Below are 26,310 nucleotides of genomic sequence, written 5' to 3'. Positions count from 1 at the left end.
CTCTTATACCGCCGTTATCTGTAGGGGCCGATTTTGTGAGCGCCAGTGTTGCTCTTCCTGCTCCAACAATTCTGCAATTGCCGGGCTATCCTCCAGCCACTGTTGATCGGCTTCCAGGTGATAGGCGTCTCCCTGGTCATATAGCTTTAAGCCGTCCAGGCTGCGTTCGGTGCGGTCCCGGTGAATAATACATCCGAGGCGCAGGCATAACAGAAGGTCTGGGCTGGGGTGGAAGCCATAGTGCTCCCGTGGCGGTTTGATTCTTCCCCGTTGGTTGTGCACCAGATAGGCCAGGTGCTCCTGTTCACTTTTGGCAAATCCGGCCATATCGGCGTGTTTAACCATATAAGCCCCCAGCTTGCGGAAGCTACTGTGAGTTAGGGCCAGGCCGGTTTCGTGCAATTGGATAGCCCAGTGCAGTCGCACCTTGCCTTCTGGTGGGTACTGGGGGCGCAACTGCTGCAGGAGCTTGAGTGAGGTGGAACTGACACGTTTAGCCTGGTTGGTATCTACCTGCCAGCGCTCTACCATGGCGGCAATCGTATCTGCACGTCGATCCCCGCCGTGCAAGCGCCCGGCCAAGTCGTGCACTATGCCCTCGCGGATTGCATAGGGGGAGACTTCCATACGCATAATGTCGAGTTCGCAGAATATTGCATGCAGTATCGCCAGACCGGCAGCGAACACCGGGCGACGCTCTTCATCCAGATAGGGCAAATCCAGGTCCGCGATATGTTTGGCGGAGGAAACCCGGTGCGCAAGCTGATCGATATCCCCGCGCTTGATCGCCTTTACTTCACCATCATTGCAAATCCTGGCAACCGCTTTGATAGTCCCGGAGCAACCGGTAACTTCCGCGCCTTCGGCAATATGCTGTAGCTCCTGCAATTCGGCCCGCGCCGCTCGCCGCGCGCGCTGGAAGTGGTTTACGGTATTGCGGCTGATCAGGCCATCAGCAAAGAAACGTTTACTGTAGGAAACACAACCTATATCCAGGCTTTCCAGTTGCTGTGGAGTATCACCACCGCGAACCAGCTCCGTGGAGCCACCGCCAATATCAATAATGCAGCGCAAGCGAGGGGGGCCATTGGCGGCGGCGAGAACCCCGGTGAAGATCAGGCGGGCCTCCTCGATACCGCTGATAATTTCCACCGGCACTCCGAGTATTGATTCCACTTCTTCCAAAAAACCATCGGCATTGGCCGCAGCCATGCGAAGTGTATTTGTACCCACAACACGCACATGGTCGAGGGGCAGTTTATCCATCACAGGTTGAAAGCGCTGCAGAGCGGCCAGGGCCCGTTCGGTTACTGTCGGGTCCAAGTGGTGGTTAATATCCAGCCCCTCGGCCAGGCGCACCATGGCTCTGTCTGTGTGCAGGCGTACCATGCGCTGATCGCGAAATTCTGCCAGGAGCAGATGAAAACTGTTTGAGCCCAAATCTAGGGCGGCATAGCGTTCGTTTGGAGCTTGCATCAATATCCCGTTGAAAGCGCTAATGTATGGAGTCGGACGCTCTATTATTCATTTTGCCACTTTTCAGTCCAATAGTGGGTGCAGTCAATTTACAGCGCACCAAAAAGGCGCCACCTATAAAAGTGTTACAAAATTATTAAATATCTTTTATAAATAAAAGATATTTTTTATTTATTTGTGCCAATTTATGGACTGAAACAGTGTGGCAGAAAACTGTGAAGCCATACTAGATCGTTATATTGCTATAGGCGCTTGCTCACAGCCACATTTCAGTGGCATATTTCTTTACTTAATCTTGACCCTCAGCCCCGTGTTAAGGCTGCTTCCAGAATAATCTGGATTTTTAAACTGCCGTCAGATACTGGGTGCGTTTTATGGTTTTGCAATGTCTAACGATGTGCCTCTATTTCCCAAAGAGTTGAGCTGGCTTTCATTTAACGAGCGTGTTTTACAGGAGGTGGAAGATGAAAGTGTGCCTGTTATTGAGCGCGTACATTTTTTGGGAATCTTCTCTAATAACCTGGATGAGTTTTTCCGTGTGCATGTTGCAGCGGTACGTCGTTTAGCAGCATTTTCCGTTGGCGGAGAAAAGAAGGAATACTACAGTAATCTATTGCAATCGATTAACAATCGAGTGTTGAGGTTACAGTTGCGCTATGCAAAGGCCTATAACAAAGCTTTAAAGGATCTGGCAAAGCATGATATCCATGTGGTTAGGGAGACTTCGCTTAGCGATAACCAGCGCCAGTTTGTAGAAAGTTACTTTCACCGGGAAGTGCTGCCAGAGTTGGAGCCATTCTTTATCGACGGGCGCAAGCCCATGCCTTTGATTAATGAAACCAGCATCTATTTTGCGATAGCACTTGAATTGGATGATGGTACCGAGCGCTATGTGGCAATGGAGATTCCTACGGATACACTTCCCCGCTTTGTGGAGATTCCTCCACGGGAGGGGAAGCGGGAGAAAGTCTACATCGTTCTCGATAATATTATCCGGGGATGCCTTAAAGAAATATTTCGCCATGTGGTGCCTATCGCTAAAGCCAGCGCCTATACCTTTAAGATTAGTCGCGATGCTGAGTTGGAGTTAAGTGAAGAGGTAACCCAGAATATTCTCGATCGAATGGAGCGCTCACTAAAAAAGAGAAAGCGCGCAGATCCGGTGCGTATGGCCTACGATGGCGATATGCCTGAGACTCTACTGGAGTTGGTGAAGAAGAAACTGAAAATGGGTCGTTATGATACCTATACCCCCGGTGGGCGTTATCACAACTCCAAAGATCTGATGAAATTCCCGGGAGAATCCGCCCGACTTCGCTATAAGCGCCTCACACCATTGCCAGCCTTACCGAAAAATGAAAGTGTATTTTCACAGCTGTGCACAGGGGATCGGCTTTATTATTATCCCTATTATGACTTCCATGCGATTGTCAATTTCCTGGCATCTGCCGCACTAGACCCTCAGGTAAAAGAAATTCGGATTAATCTCTACCGGGTAGCAAAGAACTCCCGTGTAGTTGCGGCTCTGGTAAATGCGGTTCGTAATAACAAAAAAGTGACTGCGGTGGTGGAGTTGCGGGCGCGCTTTGATGAAAAGGCCAATATCCATTGGTCCCATGAGTTGAGCGATGCCGGGGTGAATGTGGTGTATGGCATGTCCAACCTCAAAGTACATTGCAAGTTAATTTCTGTGCTTCGCCGCGAGGATGGCAAAGACCGTTTCTACAGCCATCTTGGCACCGGTAACTTTAATGAGAATACAGCGAAGGTCTATTGCGATTTTAGCTTATTGACCAATAACCAGGAGCTGGGTCGGGACGTTTACAATGTATTTGAGTTTATGCAGGCACCGCGTAAGCGCCCTTCTTTTAAACGTATTATCACTTCACCATTTTTCTATCGGGATGCGATTACTGCGGCGATAGATCGTGAAATTGATGCCGCCCAGGCAGGGAAGGAAGCGGCGCTATTTTTTAAGTGTAATAACCTTGTGGATAGTCAGATTATTGAGCAACTGTATCGTGCCAGTGCCGCAGGTGTAAAAATTCGTATTATCGTTCGTGGGATGTGTGCATTGGTTTGTGAGACTCCGGGCGTATCAGACAATATTCGTATTATCAGTTTGGTAGATAAGTACCTGGAGCATGCCAGAGTCTATATTTTTCACAATGGTGGTGATGAGCTGATGTGGTTGTCTTCGGCGGACCTGATGAAACGAAACCTGGATCAGCGAGTTGAAGTCACTTTCCCGCTTATGAATCCGGAGCACCAGGCTACAGTTCGCAAAATTATGGAATTGCAGTGGAGTGATAATCAGAAGGCGCGGCTGATTGATGCCAAGCAAACAAATTCCAAGTTAGCTAATGAGGGACGAAAAGGTTGTCGATCCCAGGATGCCATCTATCGCTTTTTAAAGCAGCGCGAGGCGGAGTAGTATAGATCGCCAGTAATGGGCTGTAGACCTCCCCTAGATTAAAAGGTGACCCTTCAGTTTGTCTGTGGGGTCACGAATACCATTTGCACTGCTAACATCATTATTCTACCCAACGTAGGCTTCACTCTTGACAGAGTGCATCTTTCTTTTATTTATTGACCCCGCTGCCAGGAAAGAAACTCTACTGTAGGTTTTAGAGCCGATATCACAAGGAGTGAATCCAAAAATACGCTGTCACCTTGTTCTATTATTTTATAGTTAGCCAGATTTTAAGCTCTGTACCAGTAGGGCGGATTTGGGGAGGCTGATATCTGGATTTTGTTGATCAATAGTAGAAGCGTTGGTGAAGTGCTCTATCTATGCTGAATGATATTCCTCTATTTCCCAGCGAATTAAGCTGGCTATCTTTTAATGAACGAGTACTACAGGAAGCCGAGGATGAAACAGTCCCAGCTATCGAACGGGTACACTTTCTCGGAATTTTTTCCCAGAATATGGATGAGTTTTTCCGCATTAAGGTGGCTGGTGTACGGAGGTTGGCGAGTATTGATTCTGGTGTGGGGCAGAGGGAGCACTTTTCCCAGCTATTGAAAACTATTAATGATCGTATTTTGACACTTGAAAAGCGCTATGCCGAAGCTTATGTCAAAGTGTTATCGGGGTTGAAAAAACATAGTATTTATCTTGTTCGAGAAGATAGCTTAAATAGCCATCAGTTGGGATTTGTAAAAAATTATTTCCATAGCCTGGTTTTACCGGAGTTAGAGCCTTTTTTTATCGATGGCAGATCAGCAATGCCATTGCTGAGTGACAACAATATCTATTTCGCTATCACTTTGAATTTAAAAGGGGAGCCAAGCAGATATGCAGTTATGGAGATTCCCACTGCTATTCTTCCCCGCTTCCTGGAAATCCCATCGCGCCAAGGCAGGAAAGAGAAAGTTTACATCGTTCTGGATAATATTATTCGAGTGTGCCTGGAAGAAGTCTTCCGCAATGTCCTGCCTATTCTTTCTGCCAAGGCATATATGTTCAAGATAAGTCGGGATGCAGATATTGAGCTGGGAGAGTATGTCAACCGGGATATTCTCGAACGTGTTGAACGGTCACTCAAACAGCGTAAGCGTGCAGAGCCGGTACGTCTTGCTTACGACATGGAAATGCCTAATACACTGTTGGAGCTGATTAAGAAAAAGCTGAAGATGGGGTCCAGGGATAGTTATACCCCTGGTGGGCGTTATCACAACTCCAAAGATCTTATGGGCTTTGCCCCGGACTCCAAAAGTTGTCGGTATAGAAGGCCGGCACCGCTCTTGTCTTTATCCACCAGTGAAAATATTTTTGACCAATTGCAAGACGATGATGGATTGTTCTGTTATCCGTACCATGATTTTTGGGCGATAACAAATTTCCTTGCTTCGGCCTCTATTGACCCGCAGGTAAAAGAGATACGTATTACCTTGTATCGAATGGCGAAAAACTCAAGGGTAATCGCGGCGTTAATTAATGCGGCTAGAAATAATAAAAAAGTAATTGCGGTTGTTGAATTGCGGGCGAGTTTTGATGAAAAAGCCAATATTTATTGGTCCCGTAAATTAATAGAAGCGGGAGTGTTGGTTGTTTACGGCGTTCCTGAAATGGAGGTTCATGCGAAGTTAATTTCTGTAGTTCGCCGTGAGCAGGGAAAGAATCGCTTTTATACCCAGCTGGGAACAGGGAATTTTAATGAGAGTACTGCCCGTGTCTACTGTGATTTCAGTGTATTGACTAATGATCAGGGAGTGGGTCGCGACATCTATAACTTGTTTGAATTTATGCGATTCCCCAATACAAAACAGGTTTTCAAGCATATTATTGTCTCTCCTTTCTCATTGAGAAGTTCCTTTGAGCAGGCCATAAATCGGGAAATAGAGGCGGCTCTCGCTGGGCGTAAAGCTGGCATATTCTTTAAGTGCAACAGCCTGATAGACAGCAAACTGATTGCCCACCTTTATCGGGCGAGCGCTGCGGGAGTAGAGATTCGATTACTCGTTCGCGGTGAGTGCTCTTTGGTATGCGATACCCCTGGATTATCCGACAATATTAAGGTGATCAGTTTGGTCGATAAGTTTCTGGAGCACGCAAGGATTTATGTGTTTCATAATGGTGGCGATGAACTGATGTGGATGTCCTCTGCGAACCTGAAAAACCGCTGTCTGGATCAGCGGATTGAAGTCACTTATCCGGTAACCAATTCTCGACACCTCCGAACCATTAAGAAGATCATGGAATTACAGTGGCATGATAATCAGAAGGCCCGCTTAATTGATGCCGGTCAAACCAATACCAGATTGGCTAATGAAGGGAGTAGGGGCTGTCGGGCCCAGGACGCTATTTACCGCTACTTGAAGAAGCATTCCCAGAGGTACTAAAAAAGGCAGAAGGGAAATTGTACGGTGCCCAAGAGGCCTAACCGGGTGTCTTCACCGCATGTCTCAAATACGGTCTATCACGCTAGTGGCAACTCTTTTTTCAGTTGGGGCTAAATCCCACCAGTTGTCCATCACTAAATGAAAAACGATATCCCTGGCCCACCTTCAGCCGCTGGCCGCAGGGGGATTGAATCGTAATACGGGGATATTGTGGTGTTGAGATCCAGGTCGCAAAGTCGCCTCTGGGTCCGCGTCCCAGCAGCTGGTAATAATCTCCATAGTTACAGAAGGCTGCTGGCGTACACCTTTCCGCGCCCCAGACATAGGCAATCACGTCGAACTGTTGGGGGAGGCCGTATGACTCTACGAATGGTTGTCGCGGATTTTCGGTAAAAGTAAACACTTCATCAAAGGACAGGGTTGGAAACCCCCGGGCGGGGGTTGCGCAGCTAACTACGTGGGGTTTTCCTGTGATTCGTGCGTAAGGTGGTGGGCGCTTTGCCGGCGGAAGCTTACCGGGAATGGACATCTCGCTGGGGAAATAGCCGCAACCGCTGGTCGTCAGCAGGGAAAAAGTTGCGGCAACTAGAGCCCAGCGAAAAATATGCACGGATTATCCGCTCCCTTGGAAAAGTCCTCCTACCAATATAGTCATAGATTGGTCGTCTACTTTTGTTGTGCACGGTTATGGGAACGGCGCGGGAAACGCCACTTGCGTCGATAGGGGAAAGCACTCTCCACATGTCCGGCGCGAATACGATCTTGTAAGAGTTTCCAGAAGCGATAGTTGTATAAATCGCCGTGCAGCTTTTCGAATGCAGCGCGCGCGGTGGGATTGCCAGAGAAGAACAGGCGGAATTCTTCTGGGAAGACGTCGGCTTCTGCGACGGTATACCAGGGCTTGTCGGCCAGCTCCTGCTCAGAGGTATGAGCTTCGGGAATCTTGCGGAAGTTACATTCCGTCAATGGGCAGAGTTCATCGTAATCGTAGAATACTACCCGCCCGTGACGGGTAACCCCAAAGTTTTTCAGCAACATGTCGCCGGGGAAGATATTTGCGGCTGCCAGCTGTTTGATGGCATTGCCGTACTCTTCCATGGCCTCCTTGGTTTGCTCTTCATTGGCGTGTTGCAGGTAGAGGTTAAGCGGTTCCATACGCCGCTCTACATACAGGTGTTTGATGATGACCCGCTTCTCATCAATGATCAGTTTTGATGGTGCCACTTCCTGCAGTTCTTTGATCAGCTCTTCACTGAAGCGATTGCGGTAGAAAATAAAGTAAGAATACTCCTGGGTGTCAGCCATACGGCCGACCCGGTCAGAGCGGGATACGAACTTGTACTTTTCTTTTACGATCTTCTCGGTGACAGTTTTCGGCTGGTCGAATTCATCTTTAATGACTTTAAATACCACCGGGTAGGAGGGCAATGTGAATACACTCATCACCATCCCTTTAATGCCCGGTGCAATAACAAACTTGTCGTTACTGACCTTCATATGGGCGAGGATATGGCGGTAGAACTCGGTCTTACCGTGTTTGTGGAAGCCGATAGAGTTGTAAAGCTCAGACTTCTCCTTGAGCGGCATAATAGTGGACAGGAAGCGCACAAAGCGGGAGGGGATTGGCGCATCCACCATAAAGTAGGAACGGGTAAAACTGAAAATGATACTGGCGGAGTCGTTATTATAGATAAGGGTGTCCACAAAAATACCGCCGCGCCCGTTGTTTAGGCAGGGCAGGATCATGGGGATAACTTCGCCGTTCAGGATAATGCGCCCCACCAGATAGGCTGCTTTGTTACGGTAGAAAACCGACTCCAGCATATCCACCCGCAAGTGTTTCTCGTTGTCCACATTGGCCAGGGGGGCGCTGCGCAGGGATTCGCAGATATGGGCAATGTCGCGCTCCATATTCTCCCAGGGCGTGGAGAAGCTGAAATCCTTGAGAATATCTTCGACCATACACTCGAGGCCGTGGCGGCCGCTGTAACTGATATAGATGCTGTAATCCCGTAGCGGTTTGTCTTCCGGTGCTCGGGACGGCTTGACGAAGATATTGCTGTCGTGAATGTTGGTGTGGTGAAACTGGCTGCAAAACACCGAGTTAAAAAAGGTCTCGGCGATCTCATAATTGCTGTGATTGGCAATCAGCTGTGCATAAGTGGCGCGGGCATCACGCCACAGCTCCAGCTGGCTGGTGTCCTTGCTGGTTACCGAATGGACCAGGTCCACCACTTGGGTGACCTTGGTTTTGTACAGATCGATCCGGGCTTTATTGGCCTCGTGTGACGCCTGCCAGGAGGCGGTTTCAAAGCGGGCCTTGGCGCCCAAAGTGATGTTCTGATAGTCTGCGAAATAGGCGTCAAAACCATTGAGGATGGTTTTAGCGATGCGTCGGGCGGTCGGTGAGTGATTCGTCATGCACTAGACTTTTTTTCTAAGTTACAAGTTACGCTTGCGCCAGCAGTTACCGTAGATAACGGCGTTGGACCCCCTAAGCACACCTCGCTCCGGTCCTGCCCATACTGCCTGGGGCTCTAATTAAGCGGATAGTAGCACGGCACGTCGGAGTCCCAATTGAACGATTGGATCAGTAGCTTTGTCTTTTTCTTTGCTGTGATTGACCCGGTGGGTACTCTGCCAGTGTTTATCGCAGTCACTTCACGACATGCAGAGTGGCAAAAGCGCAGGATAGCCTGGCTGGCAGTACTCGTCGCAACCGGGATCTTGTTGTTCTTTTTGGTCGCAGGGCAATTCTTCCTCGAGGCGATTGGCGTGCCCCTTTCTGCATTTCAGGTAGCTGGAGGCGTCGTCCTGTTCCTGTTTGCCTTAACCATGATATTTGGTGAGAGCAAGCCAGAGCAGGAGATAGAAATCATCCGTGAGGGGCATGAGACAGCGATTTTCCCTCTTGCGGTGCCCTCCATTGCCTCACCCGGAGCCATGCTCGCGGCTGTGGTACTCACAGATAACCATCGATTTGATGTGGTTCATCAGCTGAGTACAGCATCTGCCATGATAGCTGTATTGGCGATAGTGATATTGCTGCTGCTAACTGCCAACTGGATATATCGATTTATTGGTGATGCCGGGGCCAGTATCGTAAGTCGCGTTATGGGGCTGATCCTGGCCTCCGTAGCAACAACCAATGTACTTGTCGGGATTCAGCAGTTCTTTTCAATTTAACTACTGGCATTTGGTTTTGTACTGGTTGAGCTAAGGCTGCGTTTCTTCTAGTGAAGAGAGTATTGGATTGCCGGTTAGTGTTGGAATTGCGCCCAAGCCTGAATTTCTACTTTATTCATTGTGATTTTGGTGACTTCTGAAGCGGTAAAATGATAGAGCTATTGCTGCTGATTTTTGGCGTCTTGATTTGGTATATCAGTACGCTTGCGGCCGGGGGCGGGGCACTGCTCCTTGTTCCAGTGATTAGCTTTATCGTTGGCCCACACCTGGTTGCACCAACGGTAACCATTGCCAAGTGCCTGGCTTCACCCTACCGGGCCCTGATTTTTTGGTCCTATATTGATTGGCGGGTAGTACGCTGGCTTACCCCGGGAAGCTTAGTCGGGGCATTGCTAGGTGCATATTCCTATACACAGATGTCCCCAGAGTGGATACAAATAGTGGTTGGGCTTTTTTTAATGTCCACGATACTTCAGTATCGCTTTGGCCATAGGGAAAGATCTTTTCCCATGTCACTTCCCTATTTTTTACCTCTGGGATTGGTGACCGCTTTTGCTTCCGGTCTTATTGGGGCAATGGGTCCCCTTAAGAACCCTTTCTTGCTGAACTATGGCCTCGAGAAAGAATCCCTGATAGCCACTAAGGCCTTTAATGGGCTGTTAATGCAGCTTGTAAAGCTGGGAACCTATATTACATTCTCGGCAGTATCCCTAGAGTTGGCAATCTATGGTGTGGCGGCTGGGCTTGGGGGGATTATTGGTGTAACCCTCGCTAAAAGGAGATTGAATCAGGTCAGCTTTAAAAAATTTAGGAAATACACTCTAATGGTGATGTTTTTGTGTGGCTTGGTATTAGTGATAAAAGCGCTTTATGACATAGCTTAGATTTATAGGGATAGTATTTATAATTTATTGCTAGAACTAGCCGTTTGGTAAGTAAAGAATTAAAATTCGCTCCCCTAATTACAATACTATCATCATAAGAATTAGTATAATTTTTTATATCCAGTTTATTAATGGCTGCGTTCGAATCCTGCATAGGTGTGATACTGCTGGGGGGTTAGGCCTGCATGGCGTGCCTGAAGATCCTTGGGAAGATCGCCTAAATAGACGACGCGAGTGGGTTCTGCCGTCTTGAGCCAGCGCTCTGAATAATTCTCCCAGGTATCCACATGTTTATGCGCGGCACTTACATCCTTGAAATGCTCGTATACAATAATTTCTCCACTATCAGAAATATAGTACTGATAATTCAATGTCCCCGCTTCTTGCTGCGAGGTTATCTCTACCATTTCATCAACAATTGACTTAAAGGCCTGCTCCTGTCCGTTCTTTATTTTCGCCTCCACAAGCCAGCCAACATTATTAAACATAAGTATCTCCAATACGGTTTAAGAGGCTTTGACATAAGTGGTAGAGCAACAATTTAGGTCCTGGGAGCATGACTGATAAGCAACCTGTCGCTAAATACCAGAGGGGGAGTAACTGCTCTACTCAGGAAGAAGATCAAGAGATGGTCCTAGATATTGTAGACGACATCGTGGCGTCTAGTTTGGTAAGGCTAGCTATTTGATAGCTCTCCAGTTGCACTGAACTTCACCGGGCTCCTTGTATCAGAAACCTGCCTCACGAATGACTAATGGTTCATTGTTTGGCCTAAGGGAGGGTTCAATGCTTGTGTTGTGAGATAAGCCCAATTGTATTCAGCTGCTATTTAGAGGCTCCTTAATATCTAAGAGTGGCATATTTTCCGTATGTACTGAATGGTAAACAACGATGAGATCCCCGGATCAGCAACAATTTCTAAATTTAGCGTTCTAGGGACAATATTTAAATTTGATGTGGGTAGTCAAATGTAATCGTTAACAGGAATTTTCTCTTTGGCGTATTTAAGATTTTGTATTCCTTGCCTCTCCTAATTAATACCTGATTTTAAGGCTTAGTCCCAAGGTGTAAGACGGCGTAACAGCCTGTGTACCCTTATTTCAAGCTAAAAGGCATAAAACACATTACTTAAGCGCTTGATAAATGAAGAGTGAATCTGCCAAATAGGGGGAGTAGAAAAAAGTTGTACCTGATAATTTAAAGTCCTTGCTAGTGTATTTTTTGTACAGGCGCGGACTTATAGAGTTCATATATAGCTATTTTATGTAAGTATGAATTGATGACTTTCTTGTATGGAAGCTATTTCTCTGAAATACAACAAAAATCATCAATTCACTTTGGAAGTCAGTATCCATTATGACTGAATTGGTCTTTGTGAAGACGGAAATTGTTGCGCATCTACATAGTAAGAATGAAAAAAACAATTGGTGAATTTGAACTGTGGACTCAAAAGGGTGGCCCTAAATGGCACTACCGTTTTGTTTGTTGTGCATTTCTGATGTTTGTCATACTTCTTTCTATGCCCAGCTACCCCCATACGGTTGTGGATGTCACCTCGTTGGAGGGAGGAAGTAAACCGAGTGGCCTAAATGCAATTTGGCATGATCCATCGGGGTTTGGAAACATTGTTGAAGCTGAAAAAGCTTATAAAAATAAACTTTTTCTTCCCCTGGGAACTGCCGGATCTACCGGACTTAAATCCGGAGCCTTCTGGTCTCACTTCATATTAAAAAACTCCAGTAGTGAAACAGTTTATGTCTCAATTGAATATGTGGATAACCAGCTCGATGGGCTGACGGCCTTTTCTAGGGTTCAGGGCGGCAGTCAACCTTATACGGAGCTGGCAAGTCTGTCTGCGAATCAGCCTTTTTCCAGTCGAAAAATCAAGCATCATCGCTTTGCTTTCCCATTGGAAATCCCCCCCTTCGCATCAAAGGAAATGATGGTTAAATTTGATGTTGGAGTTTTAGGTGTTGCCTTTCCCAGTATGCGCATTTGGCGACCTGAACAACTTGAAGAGAGGAGTAAGGCTGAGGCCATTTTAACGTCATTTCTTTTTGGTGGTTATTTTTTGATGGCCATTCTTGCGCTGATTGGTGCTATTACTGCGCGTAAGGATATCCTGTATCTATACTCGTTATATTCCGTAACGAAAATTTGGGTGTGGGGATCTTTACTGGGATATACCCACCAATATTTGCTCCAAGAGCAATTTGATTGGCGCTATCAATCGATTAGTAGTGCTGTGGCGATTCTGACCGGAATTCTTTTTGCCCGATACTTTCTTGAAACGAAAAAGTACACCCCAAGACTGGATTACTTTTTAAAATTAATTTTACTCAATGGTTTATTCCTGGTTATTTGCGTTGTTTTGCAATGGGAAGCTCTGGCGCACATTTCCATGATGCTTGCTCTGTTTTTCTATCCTGGCGTTGTTGTTGTCGCATTGGTGCGTTGGCGACAGGGGGATACTTCTGCGGCCGTTTTTGCTTTAGCCTGGAGCGTTTTGGTGTTGGGGCTTTTGGTGCAGGCGATGAGGGATCTCGGTTATGTGGTGCACAATCCAATTAATTATTATTGGCCCCCGGTTGCCTCTTTTGTTGAGATGTTGGCAATAATGATAGCTATCGGATTACTGGTAAAACGTTTAAGGCAACAAAAAGAGACTGCAGAAAAAAGGTATCTACTACACCTGGAAGCCTCGAGAACCGAGCTGGAGCAACAGGTAAAACTTCGCACACAGGAATTGGAGTACGCTAAAGCCAAGGCTGAAGAGGAGGCGCGCACAGACCCGCTAACAGGTATTTTTAATCGCCGCTGCTTTTTCGAAGAGGCCAGTAATCTGGTGGCTGTGGCAATTAATAACCAAATGCCATTGTGTGTATTAATGCTGGATATCGACAATTTTAAATCTGTTAATGATATTCATGGCCACTTAATCGGCGATCAGGCACTCTGTGCGACTGCCCGAGTAATTTCTCAACACGTGCGGGATGTGGATATCTTCGGACGCATTGGCGGTGAGGAATTTGCGCTAGTACTCAGCTCCAATGTCGAAGGAGCTATGAAGGTTGCCAATCGTATACACCGGGATATCGCTAAAATCGTGATTAAAAGTGCAGTTGGGCAAGCCCAGTTTACCGCAAGTATTGGTATCGCCCGTCTTCAGGGGCGAGAAGATATCCTGGAGCTAATGCGACGGGCAGACTCTGCGTTGTATCAGGCCAAACGCGCTGGACGTAATCGTATTGTGGAGTGCGCTGAAGCTACGTAAATTAGCGTACGTAGGTAACCGCATTGAGTACTTTTTGACGTATATTCTCCGGAAGGGGCACCAGGCCCAAGCTTCCGGCCTGGCTTTGGGATGCGTTGCTCAACATAAAGACCAGCATTTGCCGCAATGCTTGTGCTTTTTGATCATCCTGGTCTGCGTAGAGCAACAGCCAGGAAAAGCTGGTAATGGGATAGGCGGTTTCTCCCTTGGGGTCCCAGATCCAGGCGATAAGGTTGGGAGCACCACTAATTGGCAGTGATGCTTTTGGAAATTCAACCTCTGATAGTGCCTCTGCTCCGCTCTTGGGTCCGGCAGCAATATAATTGCCCGCTCGGTTTTCCAGTAAAGCCACAGGCAGGTTTACCAGTTGGGCAAACCCGTGCTCGACATAGCCAATGGCCCCAACTTTCTTGCGAACCTTAGCGGCTACGCCTTGATTGCCCGGTGCTCTTTTAAATCTGGGCAACTTTGGCCAACTGGGTGTTCTGTCCAAACCAATTTTTTCGCGGAAATCCTGGCTCACGCTACTCATATGCCCAGAAAAGATATATGAGGTCCCCGAACTTTCAGAGCGGGTGACAACGGTAATCTCATCTCTGGGCAACTTGATATCGGGGTTTGCAGCCGCGATCTTGGGGTCATCCCAGTGGGTTATTTCTCCGAGGAAAATCCCCACATAAGCTTCCCTGGACAGTTTTAGCTTGTCGATCCCGGGAAGGTTAAACACCAGTACGACTTCCCCTGCAGTAACCGGCAGTACCACGCCACCACCTTTTAGGTTGCGTAACTCATCGATATCAATAGCGGCATCTGAGGCGGCAAAATCAACTGTATGACCGAGAAAGTCCCTGATGCCGTCACCGCTACTGCTCATCTCGTAGAAAATAAATATATTGTTTTCCCGATGGGTGAACTGCCGAAACCACTCGACATAGATTGGGTAGGGGAAACTGGCGCCGCTGCCCCGGAGATTTACAGGATTTTCTGGTACCTGGGCAGTTCCCGGTGTGGCGGCAAGGATAAAACTGGCGATTGCCAGCACAGCGGTAAGGCGGCGTAAAAGGGTTGCACACCTCGATATCATAGGGACCTCGGCTTATAGGCCTCTGACAACCTGCCTATAGGCGGGGTGAGAGGCCAAAAACTGCTTTAGATTAAAATTTTAGCAGGGTCCCTGGTTTGTCATATCAATCGCCTAGCTACCGACTATTTGGTCGTCCTCACGGTAAATGGCCAGTACCGATGGCCGAGGTGGTAACAGGGGGTTATTATCTGGCCAGCGGTGCAGGGGGTGGTCATAAGTGGAGTTGCGTGAATCGGCCGGATGTTGCACGGCAATAAACAGGGTTTTTCCGTCGGGAGTAAATTCCGGCCCGCACACTTCAGCCCCTTGCGGGCAGCCAAAAAAATGCTTGGGTGCCGCCCGCAAAGGCCCCTCAGTAGCCATTGCCCAAAGTCCATCGTGGAACCCAAAGCGCTCACAGCCATCGGTAGCAATCCACATATTGCCCCTGGGGTCGAAAGCGACGTTATCGGGATTGGCAAACCAGCCGTGCTCAGAGATATCGTAAGGGGACTGCTGTCCATAGGCGCCCCTTTCAGCGGGGTTTTCAGCATTGGGGTTTCCACCAAGTAGAAATTGCTGCCACTGAAATTGTGCGCTGGTGTGGTTGCGGTTTCCCTTCTCCCCGGGAGGCGCTAATTCCAATACATGGCCGGCAGTATTGCGTGCGCGGGGGTTGGCGGCATCGGTATCGCTGCGCTTCTTGTTTTTGGTCAGCATTACATAGGTGCAATCATTGTGGGGGTTAGTCTCCACGTCCTCCGGCCGATCCATTGGCGTGGCTCCCAATAGCGCGGCTGCGCGGCGCGCATCAATCATTACATCTGCTTGATTGCGAAAACCATTCTCTGCGGTCAGTGAGCCCTGGCCATATATCAGCGGCAGCCATTCGCCACTGCCATCGTCGGCAAAGCGCGCGGCATAGAGCGTGCCATTAACGAGTAGCTTTCGGTTTGTATCGGGATCTTCGGGCTGATAGTTATCTTGGGATACATAGCGATAGACAAATTGATGTTCATCATCATCGCCGCCGTAAGCAACGATCGGTTGTCCCGGTTTACAGACCAGGGTAAAGCCTTCGTGCTCAAAACGCCCCAAACTGGTCAGCTTACGCGGTTTTGATTGGGGGTTATAGGGGTCAAACTCCACCATCCAACCGAATCGATTGGGCTCATGGGGTTCTACCTGAATATCAAATCGGCGGTCGTGGTCACCCCAGTTGCGATTTTCCGGTTTTATACCAAAAAGTTGATGGTTTTCGATCTCCCGGGAATCTTCGAGCTTTTTGGGGTCTCCCTGAAAAGCGCCGCCAAACCCCTCTTCGGCAATTAATACGGTTCCCCATGGGGTTTTCCCTCCTGCACAGTTACCTATGGTGCCGAGGACCTGGGTTCCGCTGGGATCTTGGCGGGTTTTCAAACGTTCGTCGCCTGCGGCGGGACCGGTGATTTCCATTGGCGTCGTAGAAGTTATCCGCCGGTTATAGGGACTGTCAGCCATTACCTTCCAGCCCTGTTTACTTCTTCGAATTTCCACGATGGAGTGTCCGCAGGCGGCCTGTTCAATGGCCACATGCTCGGCACTCACTCCCCGGGTGGCACTGTATTCATCGTTATAACCGGGGAACATTAGATGGGGCTGGGTGTATTCGTGGTTGACACATAAAAGCCCGCGATCACTATTTTTACTTTGTATATGCAGGTACCCCTGGGTGGAACTGGTCCCCGCTGCCAAGGGCATAAAAGCAATAAAATCGTTGTTGTAACCGAATCGCTGTTCCTGGCTACTGGCGCTAAGTTCTTCAGGCTGAAAAGATGTTTCCTCTCTATTTAAAGGGTCTCCCCACCTCAGCAGAACCGTGGATTTATAACCCTCTGGTAGATGGTGTTGGTAATCCAGGCCATGGGGAATTTCTTTAAAGGTGAGGGAGTTGTGTGTGGGCTTTTCACTTTCACTTTCACTACAGCCGGGTAGTAAGCTGCTTACAGCACCGGTGGCGGTTACACCACCCAAGAATTTAAAAAGAGACCGGCGTGCTGGGTTTTTGGGGCTTTCGTTCATGACTGCTCCATATTTGGCTTCAGTATATGACGCTTTTTACTGTTAATTGCCTTGATGGTTCTTTTTAAGGCGATTGATATCTGTGTAAATAGCAGGGCTTACATCTATCGTCGCAGTACTAATTGACTATGTGATGACAAGCTTAAAAAAAATGTCACGTAAAGTTCATAGCGGCCTTCTAGTCTGCGTCCAATTCAATTAACCACCGGTAATGTGGGAGTGGGACGCAATGAAATACAGAACTTCAGGCTTGCGGTTACTGGGAATGCCATTGGCGGCTCTGGCGACTGCCATCATTAGTGCAAATGCTGTCGCAGAAAATGAGCAGCTAATGGAAACGGTGACGGTTACCGCCCAGGCAAGTAATGCGCGCAGCGACTTGGATCGACAGCGGGACGCCAATAAGGTCGTAGCGGTGCAATCTTCTGATGCGATTGGTGAACTCCCCGATGCCAATGTCACAGAAGCGTTACAGCGGATGCCCGGTGTATTTATTGCGAGAGATCAGGGTGAGGGGCGTTTCGTTGGGGTACGGGGTATAGATCCAAATTTGAATGCGGCAACAATTAATGGGGTGAGCCTGCCCGCACCGGAAACAAACACCCGGGCGGTAGCCCTGGATGTTATTCCATCGGACTTATTGGCGAGTTTGGAGGTATTTAAAACTCTTACGCCTGATATGAGCGCAGATTCTATTGGCGGTGCCATTGAGATCAAAAGTCTGAATGCCCTGGATTATGACAGCAATCGCTACAAGTTCAGCGTAGAGAATAGCTACAGCGAGCTTCAGGAAGAGTACAGCCCCAAAGTGGCTGCCACCATGACCAATATTTTTGAACTTGATGGAGAGCGCCGTCTCGGGGTGGCCTTAGCGCTAAGTCACCAGGAGCGGGATTTTGGCTCAGATAATATTGAGACTGATGGTAGCTGGGAAGAACTGACCGCTGAAGATGGCTCTGTAGCTAAGGGCGCGACCGAAATAGAACATCGCGATTACAGTATTACCCGGGAGCGCACAGGTCTTGCTGCCAACTTCGACCTGGACCTGGGCAGTGACTCAAGCATCTATCTCCACAGCTTGTACTCCGATTTTTCTGATCAGGAAATCCGCCAGCGCAATTCCTGGAAGCTCGATGATGAGCGCGATGAGCCGGAGACTATTTCGGCCAACTCGGCAGAATGGGAAGAGGCCGCGTTGGAGAAGTCCCTGAAGGATCGCCTGGAAGAGCAGGAAATTATTTCTGCGGTATTTGGTGGCGAGCATAATTTTGAGCAATGGGGATTGTCCTATGCCTTGGGATATTCCCATGCAGAGGAATCTGAACCCAATCGACGCGATACCGATTTTGTCTTGGACTCCCTGCGTTTGGGGTATGTTGAAGCTGGTGATACTCCCTGCATGGCGGTGGGAAGTGAGGATGTTGAAGCAGTATTGGACCCGGCCAGTTATCAACTCGATGAGTTGGTCATTGAAGATAACTTTACTGAAGATGAAGAAATCAGCTTCCGTATTGATCTCAGTAGAGAAATGGATTGGGCTGGCAATCCTTCAGTTGTTAAATTCGGATTACATGAGCGTCAGCGAGAAAAGGCTGGTGACTTAAATGCGACTGTATATGAAGGGTTTGGTGGGGATTACACTCTGGCGGACTTTTCTCGCAATAGTATCGATTATGGTTTGGATGCATTTGGACCTGGCGTCAATGTTGGAAGCCTGAATAGTTTTATCAATGCTAACCTCAGTGATTTTGACATAGATGAGACTGAGACCGCTTTGGCATCCGCCCGTGACTACGCAATGAATGAAGACATCACGGCCTTGTATGTGATGAATTCTATTGAGTTGGATCGCTCCCAGCTGGTTTTTGGGGTTCGCTATGAGCGCACCGAATTTACTGCTGAAGGAGTGAATGTGGCAGAGTCGGAAGAGTCCCTGCCGGGTGCCGATTTAATTTCAGAAGGGGTTTATGCCACTGAGGTTAACTACGAGCGGGACTACGACAATTTCTTCCCCAGTATTAATTACAAGTTTGATTACAACGATAATGTTGTTCTCCGTGCAGCTTATTCGGAGTCCTTATCGCGTCCATCATTTGGCTATTTGAACCCCTCTCCGGCCAAAATTGAATACGATGATGGGGAACTGGAGGTTGAAGCTGGAAATCCAGAATTAGACCCCTATGAATCCCGCAATATCGACCTGTCTGCCGAATACTATGCGGACGATTTGGGTATGTTCTCTGTGGGACTTTTCCATAAGAGTATCGATAACTTTATTGTTATGTCTGAGGTTTCCAGTAATACCGATTTTACCCGTTTTGTAGGGAATTTAGCGGTTGACGATGCTGAAGTATGGCAACCGATTAACGGAGACAACGCCCGTATCAGCGGTGCTGAACTGGCCTGGACTCAAGGTTTTGAAAATGGGTTCTTACTCAGGGCCAATGCAACATTTACCGATTCAGAAGCTGATCTGGGTCTCAATAGTATTGATCGCAGTGACAAAATATCTATGCCTTCCCAGGCAGATTTTGTCGGCAACTTTATAGTAGGCTATGAGCGCGATGCCTTTAGTATGCGCCTGTCAGCAGCTTTTCGCAGTGAACGCCTGCTGGAAGTAGACCTTGAAAATGAGGCTAATGATCGCTACGAAGAAGACCATTTGCAATTGGATTTGTCGGCCCGCTACCGCTTTGATAATGGCCTTCAACTTACTTTTACTGGGGTTAACCTCACGGATGAACCTTACTATGTTCACACGTCTGGGTTTAATGGTCAGTACGAAGAATACGGTCCGACCTATGCGATTGGGCTGAGCTATAGCACTTTCTAGAATTTACACTGGAATTTTTGGATTAGTGCAATTTTTTACCCTGATAAAGCCCCTGCAATATTGTGGGGGCTTTGTTTTTGTAAAAATAATATTTTCTGTCAGTTACCGGTAAGTCCTAAGCAGGTTTTATTATGCGTTTTTCAATAGTGGGTGTTTTGTCCTGCCTTATATTACTCGGATGTGATCTTGAAAAGGATAGTCAAAGATTATCTTCACAAAAGATCATCTCTTTAAAGGGGCTGATAGCTGAACAGATTCAGCTGGTCAGTTTCCCTAAGCAGCAATACTTGTTGCTATCCAGTAAAGATAAGGGGCTAGTGCTTGTAGATGAGTCCGCAGAAATACAAGTTCAAAAGGATGGCAGAGTAGAGGCACTTGCCATTCAGCCAAGGGAAGATGGTAGCTACCTGGTGGCCGCTTACGAAGAGCAGGAAGCGCAATTACAGCTATATCAATTATTTACTGATCTAAATGATGATTTGCAGCTTCAACTTTTAGGAAAGCTTGAGAGTGCCAAGCCTGTGAGCGCACTCTGTTTTTCACTACAAGAAGGAAGAGACCACCTGTTTGTCATTGAAGAGGATGGGTTGGGAGTTGAGTACCTGCTTTCTCCCAGCGGTGGGCACTGGGACTTTACCGGGATCCGCCCAATATATTTAGGGGAGGAAGTTAATAGGTGTAGCGTGGATAACCGTCGGGGACGATTATTGGTATCACAGCCACCTGTTGGGATATTGGCATTGAATGCCGATGCAGAGCGAGATGAGGAGCGTGAGCTTTTAATCTCGGCGGAACAGCTCGGTGATGATTTCGGCAGCTTGCAACTGGATTATCAGCAGGACCAAATCTGGATTGCTGTGGAACAGGGAGTACAGGTTTTTGACTTGTCAGGAAGTGATAGGCCCCACCAGTCTTGGACTTTGCCTGCAGAAAGTCCTGCTTCAATAGCAGTTTTTGGTGATAAGTTGGCCGTGTTAAATGATAAGCAGAGTGAAATAACCTATTTCCCGATAAATACCAAGCTGACCAGCGCTACAGGTAATCCGCTTGAGATTATTCCCACTATTGCGGCCAGGGGACAAACTGACCCCGTTCACTCTTATGGGGATGCTGCCGATGATCCCGCCATTTGGGTGAACTCTCATTCGCCGGCAAACAGCCTGATTTTTGCTACAGATAAAAAAAAGGGGCTCAATATCTATCATCTATCAGGCGGCTTAAAACAGCACTTTCCGGTAGGCAGGGTTAATAATGTTGATATCCGTAAAATTTCCCACCCTAATATTGATGCGATTGCCGTTGCCTCTAATCGTACTAACCCCGGTTTGGATCTATTTTCTATCAGTACAATGGGCGAGGTGGGGTATCTTGGATACCGGGGTATAGGGCTTCATGATCCCTATGGCTTGTGCCTGCAACAGGACGATAGTGGGCTTTATGCCTGGGTTTCTGACAAGGAGGCCAGCTTGCATCAGCTCAAAATTAATGTCTCTGAGTCCTCCAATGAGTTTGAGATTGAGCAGGGTATCCAGTTTGATGACTATGGACAGGTTGAAGGCTGTGTTGTGGATGACCAGTTCGGAACCCTGTTTTTTGCTGAGGAAGACCGGGGGATTTGGCGGCTGGACCTAAAGTCCTTATCAGAGGCCTCTCCAGAGTTGGTGGCAGAAGTGGATGGTGAAAAGCTGGTGGCAGATATAGAGGGATTGGCACTTTATCAGGATGGCGATAAGGGCTATCTAGTGATATCCAGTCAAGGTAATGATAGCTATGCACTATTCAGCCGTAGTGGGAATGAATTTATTACCCATTTTCGGGTTGGTATGAATCCCCAGCTAGGTGTGGATGGCAGTTCGGAGACCGATGGTTTGGCCGTTACCAGTTCAGCTTTGGGTGCGGAATATCCTCGAGGTTTGTTAGTTGTCCAGGATGGGCGCAACCGAATGCCCAGCGCAGCCCAGAATTTTAAATTGGTTGATTGGGGAGATATCAATCGTCTGTTGTCTCACTAGCGGTATCGGGGTTTTCAGGCTGGCTTAAATTGTTAATATTGCGGGCTCTCTGAACCAGGTAAACCAGAGAGCTCGCAAGTATCACTCCAACGATATCGGCGGCCAGATCAAGTAAGTCAAAAGTCCTTGAGCGAACAAATGCTTGGCTTATCTCTTCAATCAGGGCAAAGCCAAGCACTGCGATAGCACCATAGTAAACTCTAATAAAGCCGAGCTTAAAATAAGTGGCGCGGGTGGCAAGTATCAGGATAAGGCCAAAAGTACCAAACAAGGCGATATGGCCTAATTTATCGCCATAGGGGATAGCACGGACAAGGTCAAAAAATATACTACTCGATCCGGTATTGGCTAGATAGATAATCCAAAGAATAAAAAGAAAAAACAGTAGGGCTGAAGCCTTGAGAAATCTTGGCATAATACTTATTGATACAGTTTTGTTTAATCTTGTGAAGTCTAGATGTTGATTTTATCTATATCTTATGAGAGAGGAAAGAGAGGCCTTAAAAAACTGAGAGTTAACCAGATTGTGATGGCTCAGTATCAATTATTTTTGACTTGCAGTCTTCACATAGATAGACGACTCCCCTCAGATCTTGCCACCTGCATCCGCTGGTATATTCACAGCGCCGCATCTTGTTATTGCAATTACTGCAGATAGGGGGGGTGTTAATTTTCTTCTGTTCCAGTTGCCAGTTAAGACCGTATAAAGTAAGTATAACCCCAAAGGTAATGGCCATTAAAAGTTCGTCATATCGTTGAGCGTAACCCGAAAGAAAAACTGAAATAATAAGTATTATAGTGAAAAATAATAGTGGAAATATTTTAATTAATTTATATTCATCTTTTAATCGATTTTCAAATTCTATTTTTGCTCTATAGTCTTCACTGTATTCTTTTAGATCTTTTGCTTGTAGGTTTTTTTTCTTATTTTTCATTTTTTTATTGTTTGAATCGGTGAGCTGATAGCTGTTTTTCTAGGAATAATTAATGTTGAACCTTCCTTACTTTATTAAAAATGCATACTCCAACCCATGGTGATAGCTTCACTATCTATTTCATCCAGAAACGTATCGCCCCCAATTTTTGAAAACTGTTCCCACTCTATCCGTAGGCTCCATTTGCCCCTGTAGCTATAGTTAACACCAGCACCATATGCCCAGTGGAATCCATTGCTGCTATCGGTTAATTCACCTCTGACTGGAGTTAATTGTTCTATTAAACTGCCATCTTCAAGCTGGTATAGGATAAAAACTTCACCCTTCTGAATCTCATTGGTTTCCGCGTACCAGATGCCGGTGCCAAGTTTCCCGAATAAGCTAAATGACTCTCCTAGGGGAAGATACGCCAGGGAAAATATATTGAAAAGCTGGCTATCAAAATCAGAGAAATAGTTTAAATATTCACCATCCCCATATGAGATATGGGTATCCAGCTGGTACTTATTGAAATTTTGATAGCTGGCTTCAATTGCCAGGTAAGGTGTCCATCGAGTTCCTGCAAATAGTTTCCAGGCGTTATTTTTATCATCACACAGACTGAGATCCACTTGATCTAAGCTGGCGCTAATTTGTTGAACTCGCTTTTCTGCTTCGCTACACAAGTTATTGGCATGCTGGTTACCGAAAGAAATACCAGCATATTTGTGTGAGTAGAAATCGGCGCAAGCAAGGGCTGGTAAGGAAAGTAGAAAAATAATGAATAGGGGGCTAAAGCGGTTCATGGCTTGACCTTGTTTAGCTTATATGGGGGACCGCTGAAGCTGATTTTAGAGTGAAATTTGATTAAGGCAACCACCAAAATAATAACGTCTTTTAGATTGGTCGAAGGTAGGACCTACTCTATTAACTGGATTTGGCGCCTAAAGGTAGAGTTCCCAGTAATAGTGCGCGGGAACTCTATTTAATTTGTATAAAGTTATAGGTGTCAATTAACAAAATTCAAAAAAGCCGTCCTAAACCCAGTGATAGTGTTTCTGCATTGAAGTCTACTCCAGTGGGCTCCAGTTTCTCCCACTCCAGTCTCCAAATCCAGTGATTCCTATAGACATAATTCATACCGACCCCAACTCCTCAGTGAGGGCCTTTGTGGTTTTGGGACTTGTCTTTATCGAACGTCTGAAGTTGTGTCGTGAATTGTCCATTGGATAATTGCTGGGGGATATAAAATTGAGCGGATTGTTGCTCTGATAATTTCCCTCTCCAAGCTCCAGCCCCGACTCTGGCAAACATATTTATATTGGAGTTAACAGGATAAAAACCCAATAAAAAGGCGGTCAATAAATGTGTTTCAACCTGGTATGCAGCCTTTGCATACTCTCCATTTTCATTATTGGTATAAAAGCTGCTTTGCGCAGCTGAAGGTTTTAGATAGCTGATTTCAAGGGCGAGGTATCTGTTCCAGCGCAAGCCGCCATAAAACTTAATCGTACTGCCGCTACTATTGCAATGAAAGCGTCCGTCTGTAGATCCGTGAGGAATCTGTGATTTTATCCGGGGGTTTGCAGATGAGCAAAATTGAGGATAAGAGGTTTCACCGAGGGTAGCCCCAATATATTTCCTGTTGGCAAAGTCAGCGCTGGTATTTGTAGCGAAAGTGAATATAAGGCTGGAAAAAAAGCTTATATTTAAGGTGGTCTTAAAATTATTCATGATCTGTCCTGTGCTTTGTTTATTTTTATTTCAAGCACAGTAAAGCTAGATCAGGGCTTTCACTTCACAAGTCATTGGCGTGAGGGCCTTTAGGTATCAGGCCCTGTATTCAAAGTCAGAGTAAGCAGTTGGCTGTTAATTTCTAAATGCCAAGCTTTGCTCGCATCTCCGAGAGTCTTTTCGAATTTTCTTCCTTGGAAAGTGGTGAGCCGGGGTTTTCCTCCAGCTTTAATTGCTCTGGAGCGGTTAGTTTTTCTCCCCCCAGGACTCGTTCACATATTTTTCGATAGTGCTCAGCAAAGACTGGGTAGGCGATAGACTCGGGGTTATTGGCAAGAAAAAACCAGTTGGATTCCCGCCCTGCGTGATAGATTGCTAAGTGGCTCCAGTTGTAATTGGTTTTGGGGCTGGGGGCATTGCAGGCTTCGCGATAGGCGGCGCGTGCTTCCGGTAAACCATTCTCCCCAGCGGCGCACAGCTGCAGCATTTTATGTACGGTGGGCAGGTACTCGCTTTGCAGGATCGCTCGCTTGGCACCCTGCATAATATCCTGGGGAGCGAAAGCAAGCAGGGCCTCCAGCCAGAGGCGCTTAGCGTGGTGAAGGGTTTCAGTGTCTGGAAACGCTGCGCTGAACTGATTGTGATAATTCAGTTTAAACAGCGCAAATACTTCATTGATTGCGCGCTTCTTTTCGTTCAGCAGTTCCTGGCCCTGTTCACTACCAGTTTGTGTCTGTGAGTATGTCGCCGATTGACCGGTCGCGGGTGCGCTGGTTGGTGTTGTTGTGGGAGTCTTGTGGATTGCCATAAGAGTTTCCTATTGCCAGTTTGTTGCGCTCCGCCCACTGGTGGCGCGCGTGACGCACAAATACGGCGTCCCAGCTTTTACGTGCGGCATTTTGACCGCGCCAGTAAATAATAAATTCCGGAACCAGGGATAGAGCAAAGTCGCGATCTATCTCGCATTGGTTCATCAAATGACTCAGGCAGTCACCACTGGGCTGCCAGTTGCGGGAGATAGGTTTGGCCACCGGGTTTTTCTCAATACCCTGGCAGTAATAGGCCCACTCTTCCCGCGCATACTCGATAAACAGTTCACCCCAGCGGGCACTGTGGCCACCGCGCTCGGTCCATTTATAAATAAATTCCGGTAGCAATTCGGCGGCAAAGCGCGGATTGATGGCCAGGCGCTGCAACTGCTCCCAGGTGTGCTCGCTGGGCTGCCAATCGCGGGACATAGCAGTGGGCTTGCGTTTTTCGATAAATGGCGTGTCCTGCTTTTCCCAGTCTTCCATGATCCAGTCATTGAATTCCAAATCCCAGGAAATGGACTGCTTGCCACTGGAGCGGTGGTAATCGAGAAAGCGCTGTAGGCCGCGGCCGACAAAAGTGCTGGGGACTCCCTCGTCCGCCAGCTTGCGCAGAGTCTCATCGCTGGGTTGCCAGCCGTTGGGCAGTGGCTGCTTGCGCTGAGCCGTTGCGCGAAAAGCCTCCCACTTGCTTTTAACCTGGCGCAGGAACAGGGAGCCAAAGGAGTGGCGGGGCTCGGCGCGCTCGCGCCAGTAAGTGACAAACTCCGGTAATTGCTCCCTTACAAAGTGCTCGGGAATACCCAGTTGGGCGATACGTGCCATGGTTTCACTATCCGGCTGCCAACTGGGGGCAATAGTGTTGGCATTGCGGTTGGACGGGGTAGGGGGTGTTGCCACCGGGCGCTTGTACTCACCGGGCAGGGCGAACTTCAGAATCTCGCTACTGCCGAATGGTGCCGCCCCCAGCAGAAGGGCACCCTGGTTGCGCAAGCTGGTGGCTACCCGCTGGATATCCGCTGCTTGCCAGAAGGGCAGCAGCAGATATAGCTGCTCCCCCTCGGCGGTATACCAATCCCGACCTCCGTAGGGCTCCAGGGGAAGGAATGGAGCCAGGTCGCCAAGTGCAGTGAGCAGCACAGCTTCCTCCAGGCCGACAGTGGCAGCCAGAGAAGGAGAGATACTCAGGGGTCTTTCGGGAAGCAGGGGATGTGTCATG

General features: G+C 47.7%; 19 protein-coding genes. 7 read left to right on the top strand and 12 right to left on the bottom strand.

From position 1 onward, the window contains the following. Positions 1-3: 3 nt before the first annotated feature. Positions 4-1,476, bottom strand: coding sequence for a Ppx/GppA phosphatase family protein (locus ACJJI4_RS17970; protein ID WP_444926008.1), 1,473 nt, complete (start codon positions 1,474-1,476; stop codon positions 4-6). A gap of 385 nt (positions 1,477-1,861) precedes the next feature. On the opposite strand from ACJJI4_RS17970, the gene ppk1 (ACJJI4_RS17965) reads away from it, so the two are divergent. Together ppk1 (ACJJI4_RS17965) and ppk1 (ACJJI4_RS17960) are read left to right on the top strand one after the other, a co-directional pair. After that, positions 1,862-3,910 carry a polyphosphate kinase 1 gene (gene ppk1, locus ACJJI4_RS17965; protein ID WP_444926007.1) on the top strand — a complete coding sequence of 683 codons (2,049 nt, stop codon included), beginning with the start codon at positions 1,862-1,864 and terminating at the stop codon, positions 3,908-3,910. A gap of 359 nt (positions 3,911-4,269) precedes the next feature. Then, entirely contained in the window at positions 4,270-6,321 is a 2,052-nt protein-coding gene (gene ppk1 / locus ACJJI4_RS17960) for a polyphosphate kinase 1 (RefSeq protein ID WP_444926006.1), read from the top strand. A 100-nt stretch (positions 6,322-6,421) separates the two neighbouring features. On the opposite strand, the gene ACJJI4_RS17955 is transcribed toward ppk1 (ACJJI4_RS17960), so the two are convergent. Together ACJJI4_RS17955 and aceK are read right to left on the bottom strand one after the other, a co-directional pair. Beyond that, entirely contained in the window at positions 6,422-6,931 is a 510-nt protein-coding gene (locus ACJJI4_RS17955; protein ID WP_444926005.1) for a hypothetical protein, read from the bottom strand. Positions 6,932-6,987: 56 nt separating this feature from the next. Continuing rightward, on the bottom strand, positions 6,988-8,742 hold the full coding sequence (aceK, locus tag ACJJI4_RS17950; RefSeq protein ID WP_444926004.1) for a bifunctional isocitrate dehydrogenase kinase/phosphatase: 1,755 nt from the start codon (positions 8,740-8,742) through the stop codon (positions 6,988-6,990). A 156-nt stretch (positions 8,743-8,898) separates the two neighbouring features. On the opposite strand from aceK, the gene ACJJI4_RS17945 reads away from it, so the two are divergent. After that, positions 8,899-9,507, top strand: coding sequence for a MarC family protein (locus ACJJI4_RS17945; protein ID WP_282931144.1), 609 nt, complete (start codon positions 8,899-8,901; stop codon positions 9,505-9,507). A gap of 149 nt (positions 9,508-9,656) precedes the next feature. Continuing rightward, on the top strand, positions 9,657-10,391 hold the full coding sequence (locus ACJJI4_RS17940; protein ID WP_444926003.1) for a sulfite exporter TauE/SafE family protein: 735 nt from the start codon (positions 9,657-9,659) through the stop codon (positions 10,389-10,391). A 128-nt stretch (positions 10,392-10,519) separates the two neighbouring features. Here ACJJI4_RS17940 and ACJJI4_RS17935 read toward each other — a convergent pair whose 3' ends face one another. Next, positions 10,520-10,879 (bottom strand): putative quinol monooxygenase, encoded by a 360-nt coding sequence (locus tag ACJJI4_RS17935; RefSeq protein WP_444907182.1) that lies wholly within the window; start codon positions 10,877-10,879, stop codon positions 10,520-10,522. Between the two features lie 923 nt (positions 10,880-11,802). Between ACJJI4_RS17935 and ACJJI4_RS17930 the strand changes: the two genes are divergently transcribed. Beyond that, positions 11,803-13,665, top strand: a complete 1,863-nt coding sequence (locus ACJJI4_RS17930; protein WP_444926002.1) for a sensor domain-containing diguanylate cyclase — start codon at positions 11,803-11,805, stop codon at positions 13,663-13,665. 1 nt (position 13,666) lies between these two features. Here the strand turns inward: ACJJI4_RS17930 and pstS are convergent, their stop codons facing one another. Both pstS and ACJJI4_RS17920 read right to left on the bottom strand, forming a co-directional pair. Then, complete coding sequence (gene pstS / locus ACJJI4_RS17925; RefSeq protein WP_444926001.1) at positions 13,667-14,749, bottom strand: phosphate ABC transporter substrate-binding protein PstS; 1,083 nt, start codon at positions 14,747-14,749, stop codon at positions 13,667-13,669. Between the two features lie 111 nt (positions 14,750-14,860). Continuing rightward, complete coding sequence (locus ACJJI4_RS17920; RefSeq protein WP_444926000.1) at positions 14,861-16,789, bottom strand: PhoX family protein; 1,929 nt, start codon at positions 16,787-16,789, stop codon at positions 14,861-14,863. A gap of 229 nt (positions 16,790-17,018) precedes the next feature. On the opposite strand from ACJJI4_RS17920, the gene ACJJI4_RS17915 reads away from it, so the two are divergent. Together ACJJI4_RS17915 and ACJJI4_RS17910 are read left to right on the top strand one after the other, a co-directional pair. Beyond that, positions 17,019-19,622 (top strand): TonB-dependent receptor, encoded by a 2,604-nt coding sequence (locus ACJJI4_RS17915; protein ID WP_444925999.1) that lies wholly within the window; start codon positions 17,019-17,021, stop codon positions 19,620-19,622. A gap of 131 nt (positions 19,623-19,753) precedes the next feature. Next, positions 19,754-21,634 carry a phytase gene (locus ACJJI4_RS17910; protein ID WP_444925998.1) on the top strand — a complete coding sequence of 627 codons (1,881 nt, stop codon included), beginning with the start codon at positions 19,754-19,756 and terminating at the stop codon, positions 21,632-21,634. Here the strand turns inward: ACJJI4_RS17910 and ACJJI4_RS17905 are convergent. From ACJJI4_RS17905 to ACJJI4_RS17880, 6 genes are all read right to left on the bottom strand, one after another. Further along, a complete protein-coding gene (locus ACJJI4_RS17905; RefSeq protein WP_444925997.1) occupies positions 21,612-22,049 on the bottom strand; it encodes a VanZ family protein in 438 nt (145 codons plus the stop codon). The genes ACJJI4_RS17910 and ACJJI4_RS17905 overlap by 23 nt on opposite strands. Positions 22,050-22,149: 100 nt before the next feature. Next, positions 22,150-22,569 (bottom strand): hypothetical protein, encoded by a 420-nt coding sequence (locus tag ACJJI4_RS17900; RefSeq protein ID WP_444925996.1) that lies wholly within the window; start codon positions 22,567-22,569, stop codon positions 22,150-22,152. 74 nt (positions 22,570-22,643) lie between these two features. Then, on the bottom strand, positions 22,644-23,354 hold the full coding sequence (locus ACJJI4_RS17895; RefSeq protein WP_444925995.1) for an outer membrane beta-barrel protein: 711 nt from the start codon (positions 23,352-23,354) through the stop codon (positions 22,644-22,646). 349 nt (positions 23,355-23,703) lie between these two features. Continuing rightward, on the bottom strand, positions 23,704-24,282 hold the full coding sequence (locus tag ACJJI4_RS17890; RefSeq protein ID WP_444925994.1) for a hypothetical protein: 579 nt from the start codon (positions 24,280-24,282) through the stop codon (positions 23,704-23,706). A gap of 142 nt (positions 24,283-24,424) precedes the next feature. Further along, the gene (locus tag ACJJI4_RS17885; protein ID WP_108734620.1) at positions 24,425-25,090 is read right to left on the bottom strand and encodes a replication protein P; all 666 of its coding nucleotides are present in this window, start codon (positions 25,088-25,090) and stop codon (positions 24,425-24,427) included. Continuing rightward, the gene (locus tag ACJJI4_RS17880) at positions 25,002-26,309 is read right to left on the bottom strand and encodes a DnaT-like ssDNA-binding domain-containing protein (protein WP_108734619.1); all 1,308 of its coding nucleotides are present in this window, start codon (positions 26,307-26,309) and stop codon (positions 25,002-25,004) included. Before ACJJI4_RS17880 ends, ACJJI4_RS17885 begins: the two co-directional genes overlap by 89 nt. Between the last annotated feature and the right edge of the window lies 1 nt (position 26,310).

The organism is Microbulbifer maximicatervae (SeqCode) (assembly GCF_052467305.1).
Note: the sequence above shows the minus strand (reverse complement) of the source record. Positions and strands in the feature narration are given on the sequence as shown.

Bases quoted from the DNA above. Each gene is read 5' to 3' on its own strand.
- ACJJI4_RS17940 (WP_444926003.1), top strand. From the start codon at position 9,657: ATGATAGAGCTATTGCTGCTGATTTTTGGCGTCTTGATTTGGTATATC.
- ACJJI4_RS17935 (WP_444907182.1), bottom strand. From the start codon at position 10,879: ATGTTTAATAATGTTGGCTGGCTTGTGGAGGCGAAAATAAAGAACGGA.
- pstS (WP_444926001.1), bottom strand. From the start codon at position 14,749: ATGATATCGAGGTGTGCAACCCTTTTACGCCGCCTTACCGCTGTGCTG.
- ACJJI4_RS17915 (WP_444925999.1), top strand. From the start codon at position 17,019: ATGAAATACAGAACTTCAGGCTTGCGGTTACTGGGAATGCCATTGGCG.
- ACJJI4_RS17895 (WP_444925995.1), bottom strand. From the start codon at position 23,354: ATGAACCGCTTTAGCCCCCTATTCATTATTTTTCTACTTTCCTTACCA.
- ppk1 (WP_444926006.1), top strand. From the start codon at position 4,270: ATGCTGAATGATATTCCTCTATTTCCCAGCGAATTAAGCTGGCTATCT.
- ACJJI4_RS17910 (WP_444925998.1), top strand. From the start codon at position 19,754: ATGCGTTTTTCAATAGTGGGTGTTTTGTCCTGCCTTATATTACTCGGA.
- ACJJI4_RS17900 (WP_444925996.1), bottom strand. From the start codon at position 22,569: ATGAAAAATAAGAAAAAAAACCTACAAGCAAAAGATCTAAAAGAATAC.
- ACJJI4_RS17880 (WP_108734619.1), bottom strand. From the start codon at position 26,309: ATGACACATCCCCTGCTTCCCGAAAGACCCCTGAGTATCTCTCCTTCT.
- aceK (WP_444926004.1), bottom strand. From the start codon at position 8,742: ATGACGAATCACTCACCGACCGCCCGACGCATCGCTAAAACCATCCTC.
- ACJJI4_RS17890 (WP_444925994.1), bottom strand. From the start codon at position 24,282: ATGAATAATTTTAAGACCACCTTAAATATAAGCTTTTTTTCCAGCCTT.
- ACJJI4_RS17920 (WP_444926000.1), bottom strand. From the start codon at position 16,789: ATGAACGAAAGCCCCAAAAACCCAGCACGCCGGTCTCTTTTTAAATTC.
- ppk1 (WP_444926007.1), top strand. From the start codon at position 1,862: ATGTCTAACGATGTGCCTCTATTTCCCAAAGAGTTGAGCTGGCTTTCA.
- ACJJI4_RS17905 (WP_444925997.1), bottom strand. From the start codon at position 22,049: ATGCCAAGATTTCTCAAGGCTTCAGCCCTACTGTTTTTTCTTTTTATT.
- ACJJI4_RS17885 (WP_108734620.1), bottom strand. From the start codon at position 25,090: ATGGCAATCCACAAGACTCCCACAACAACACCAACCAGCGCACCCGCG.
- ACJJI4_RS17930 (WP_444926002.1), top strand. From the start codon at position 11,803: ATGAAAAAAACAATTGGTGAATTTGAACTGTGGACTCAAAAGGGTGGC.
- ACJJI4_RS17970 (WP_444926008.1), bottom strand. From the start codon at position 1,476: ATGCAAGCTCCAAACGAACGCTATGCCGCCCTAGATTTGGGCTCAAAC.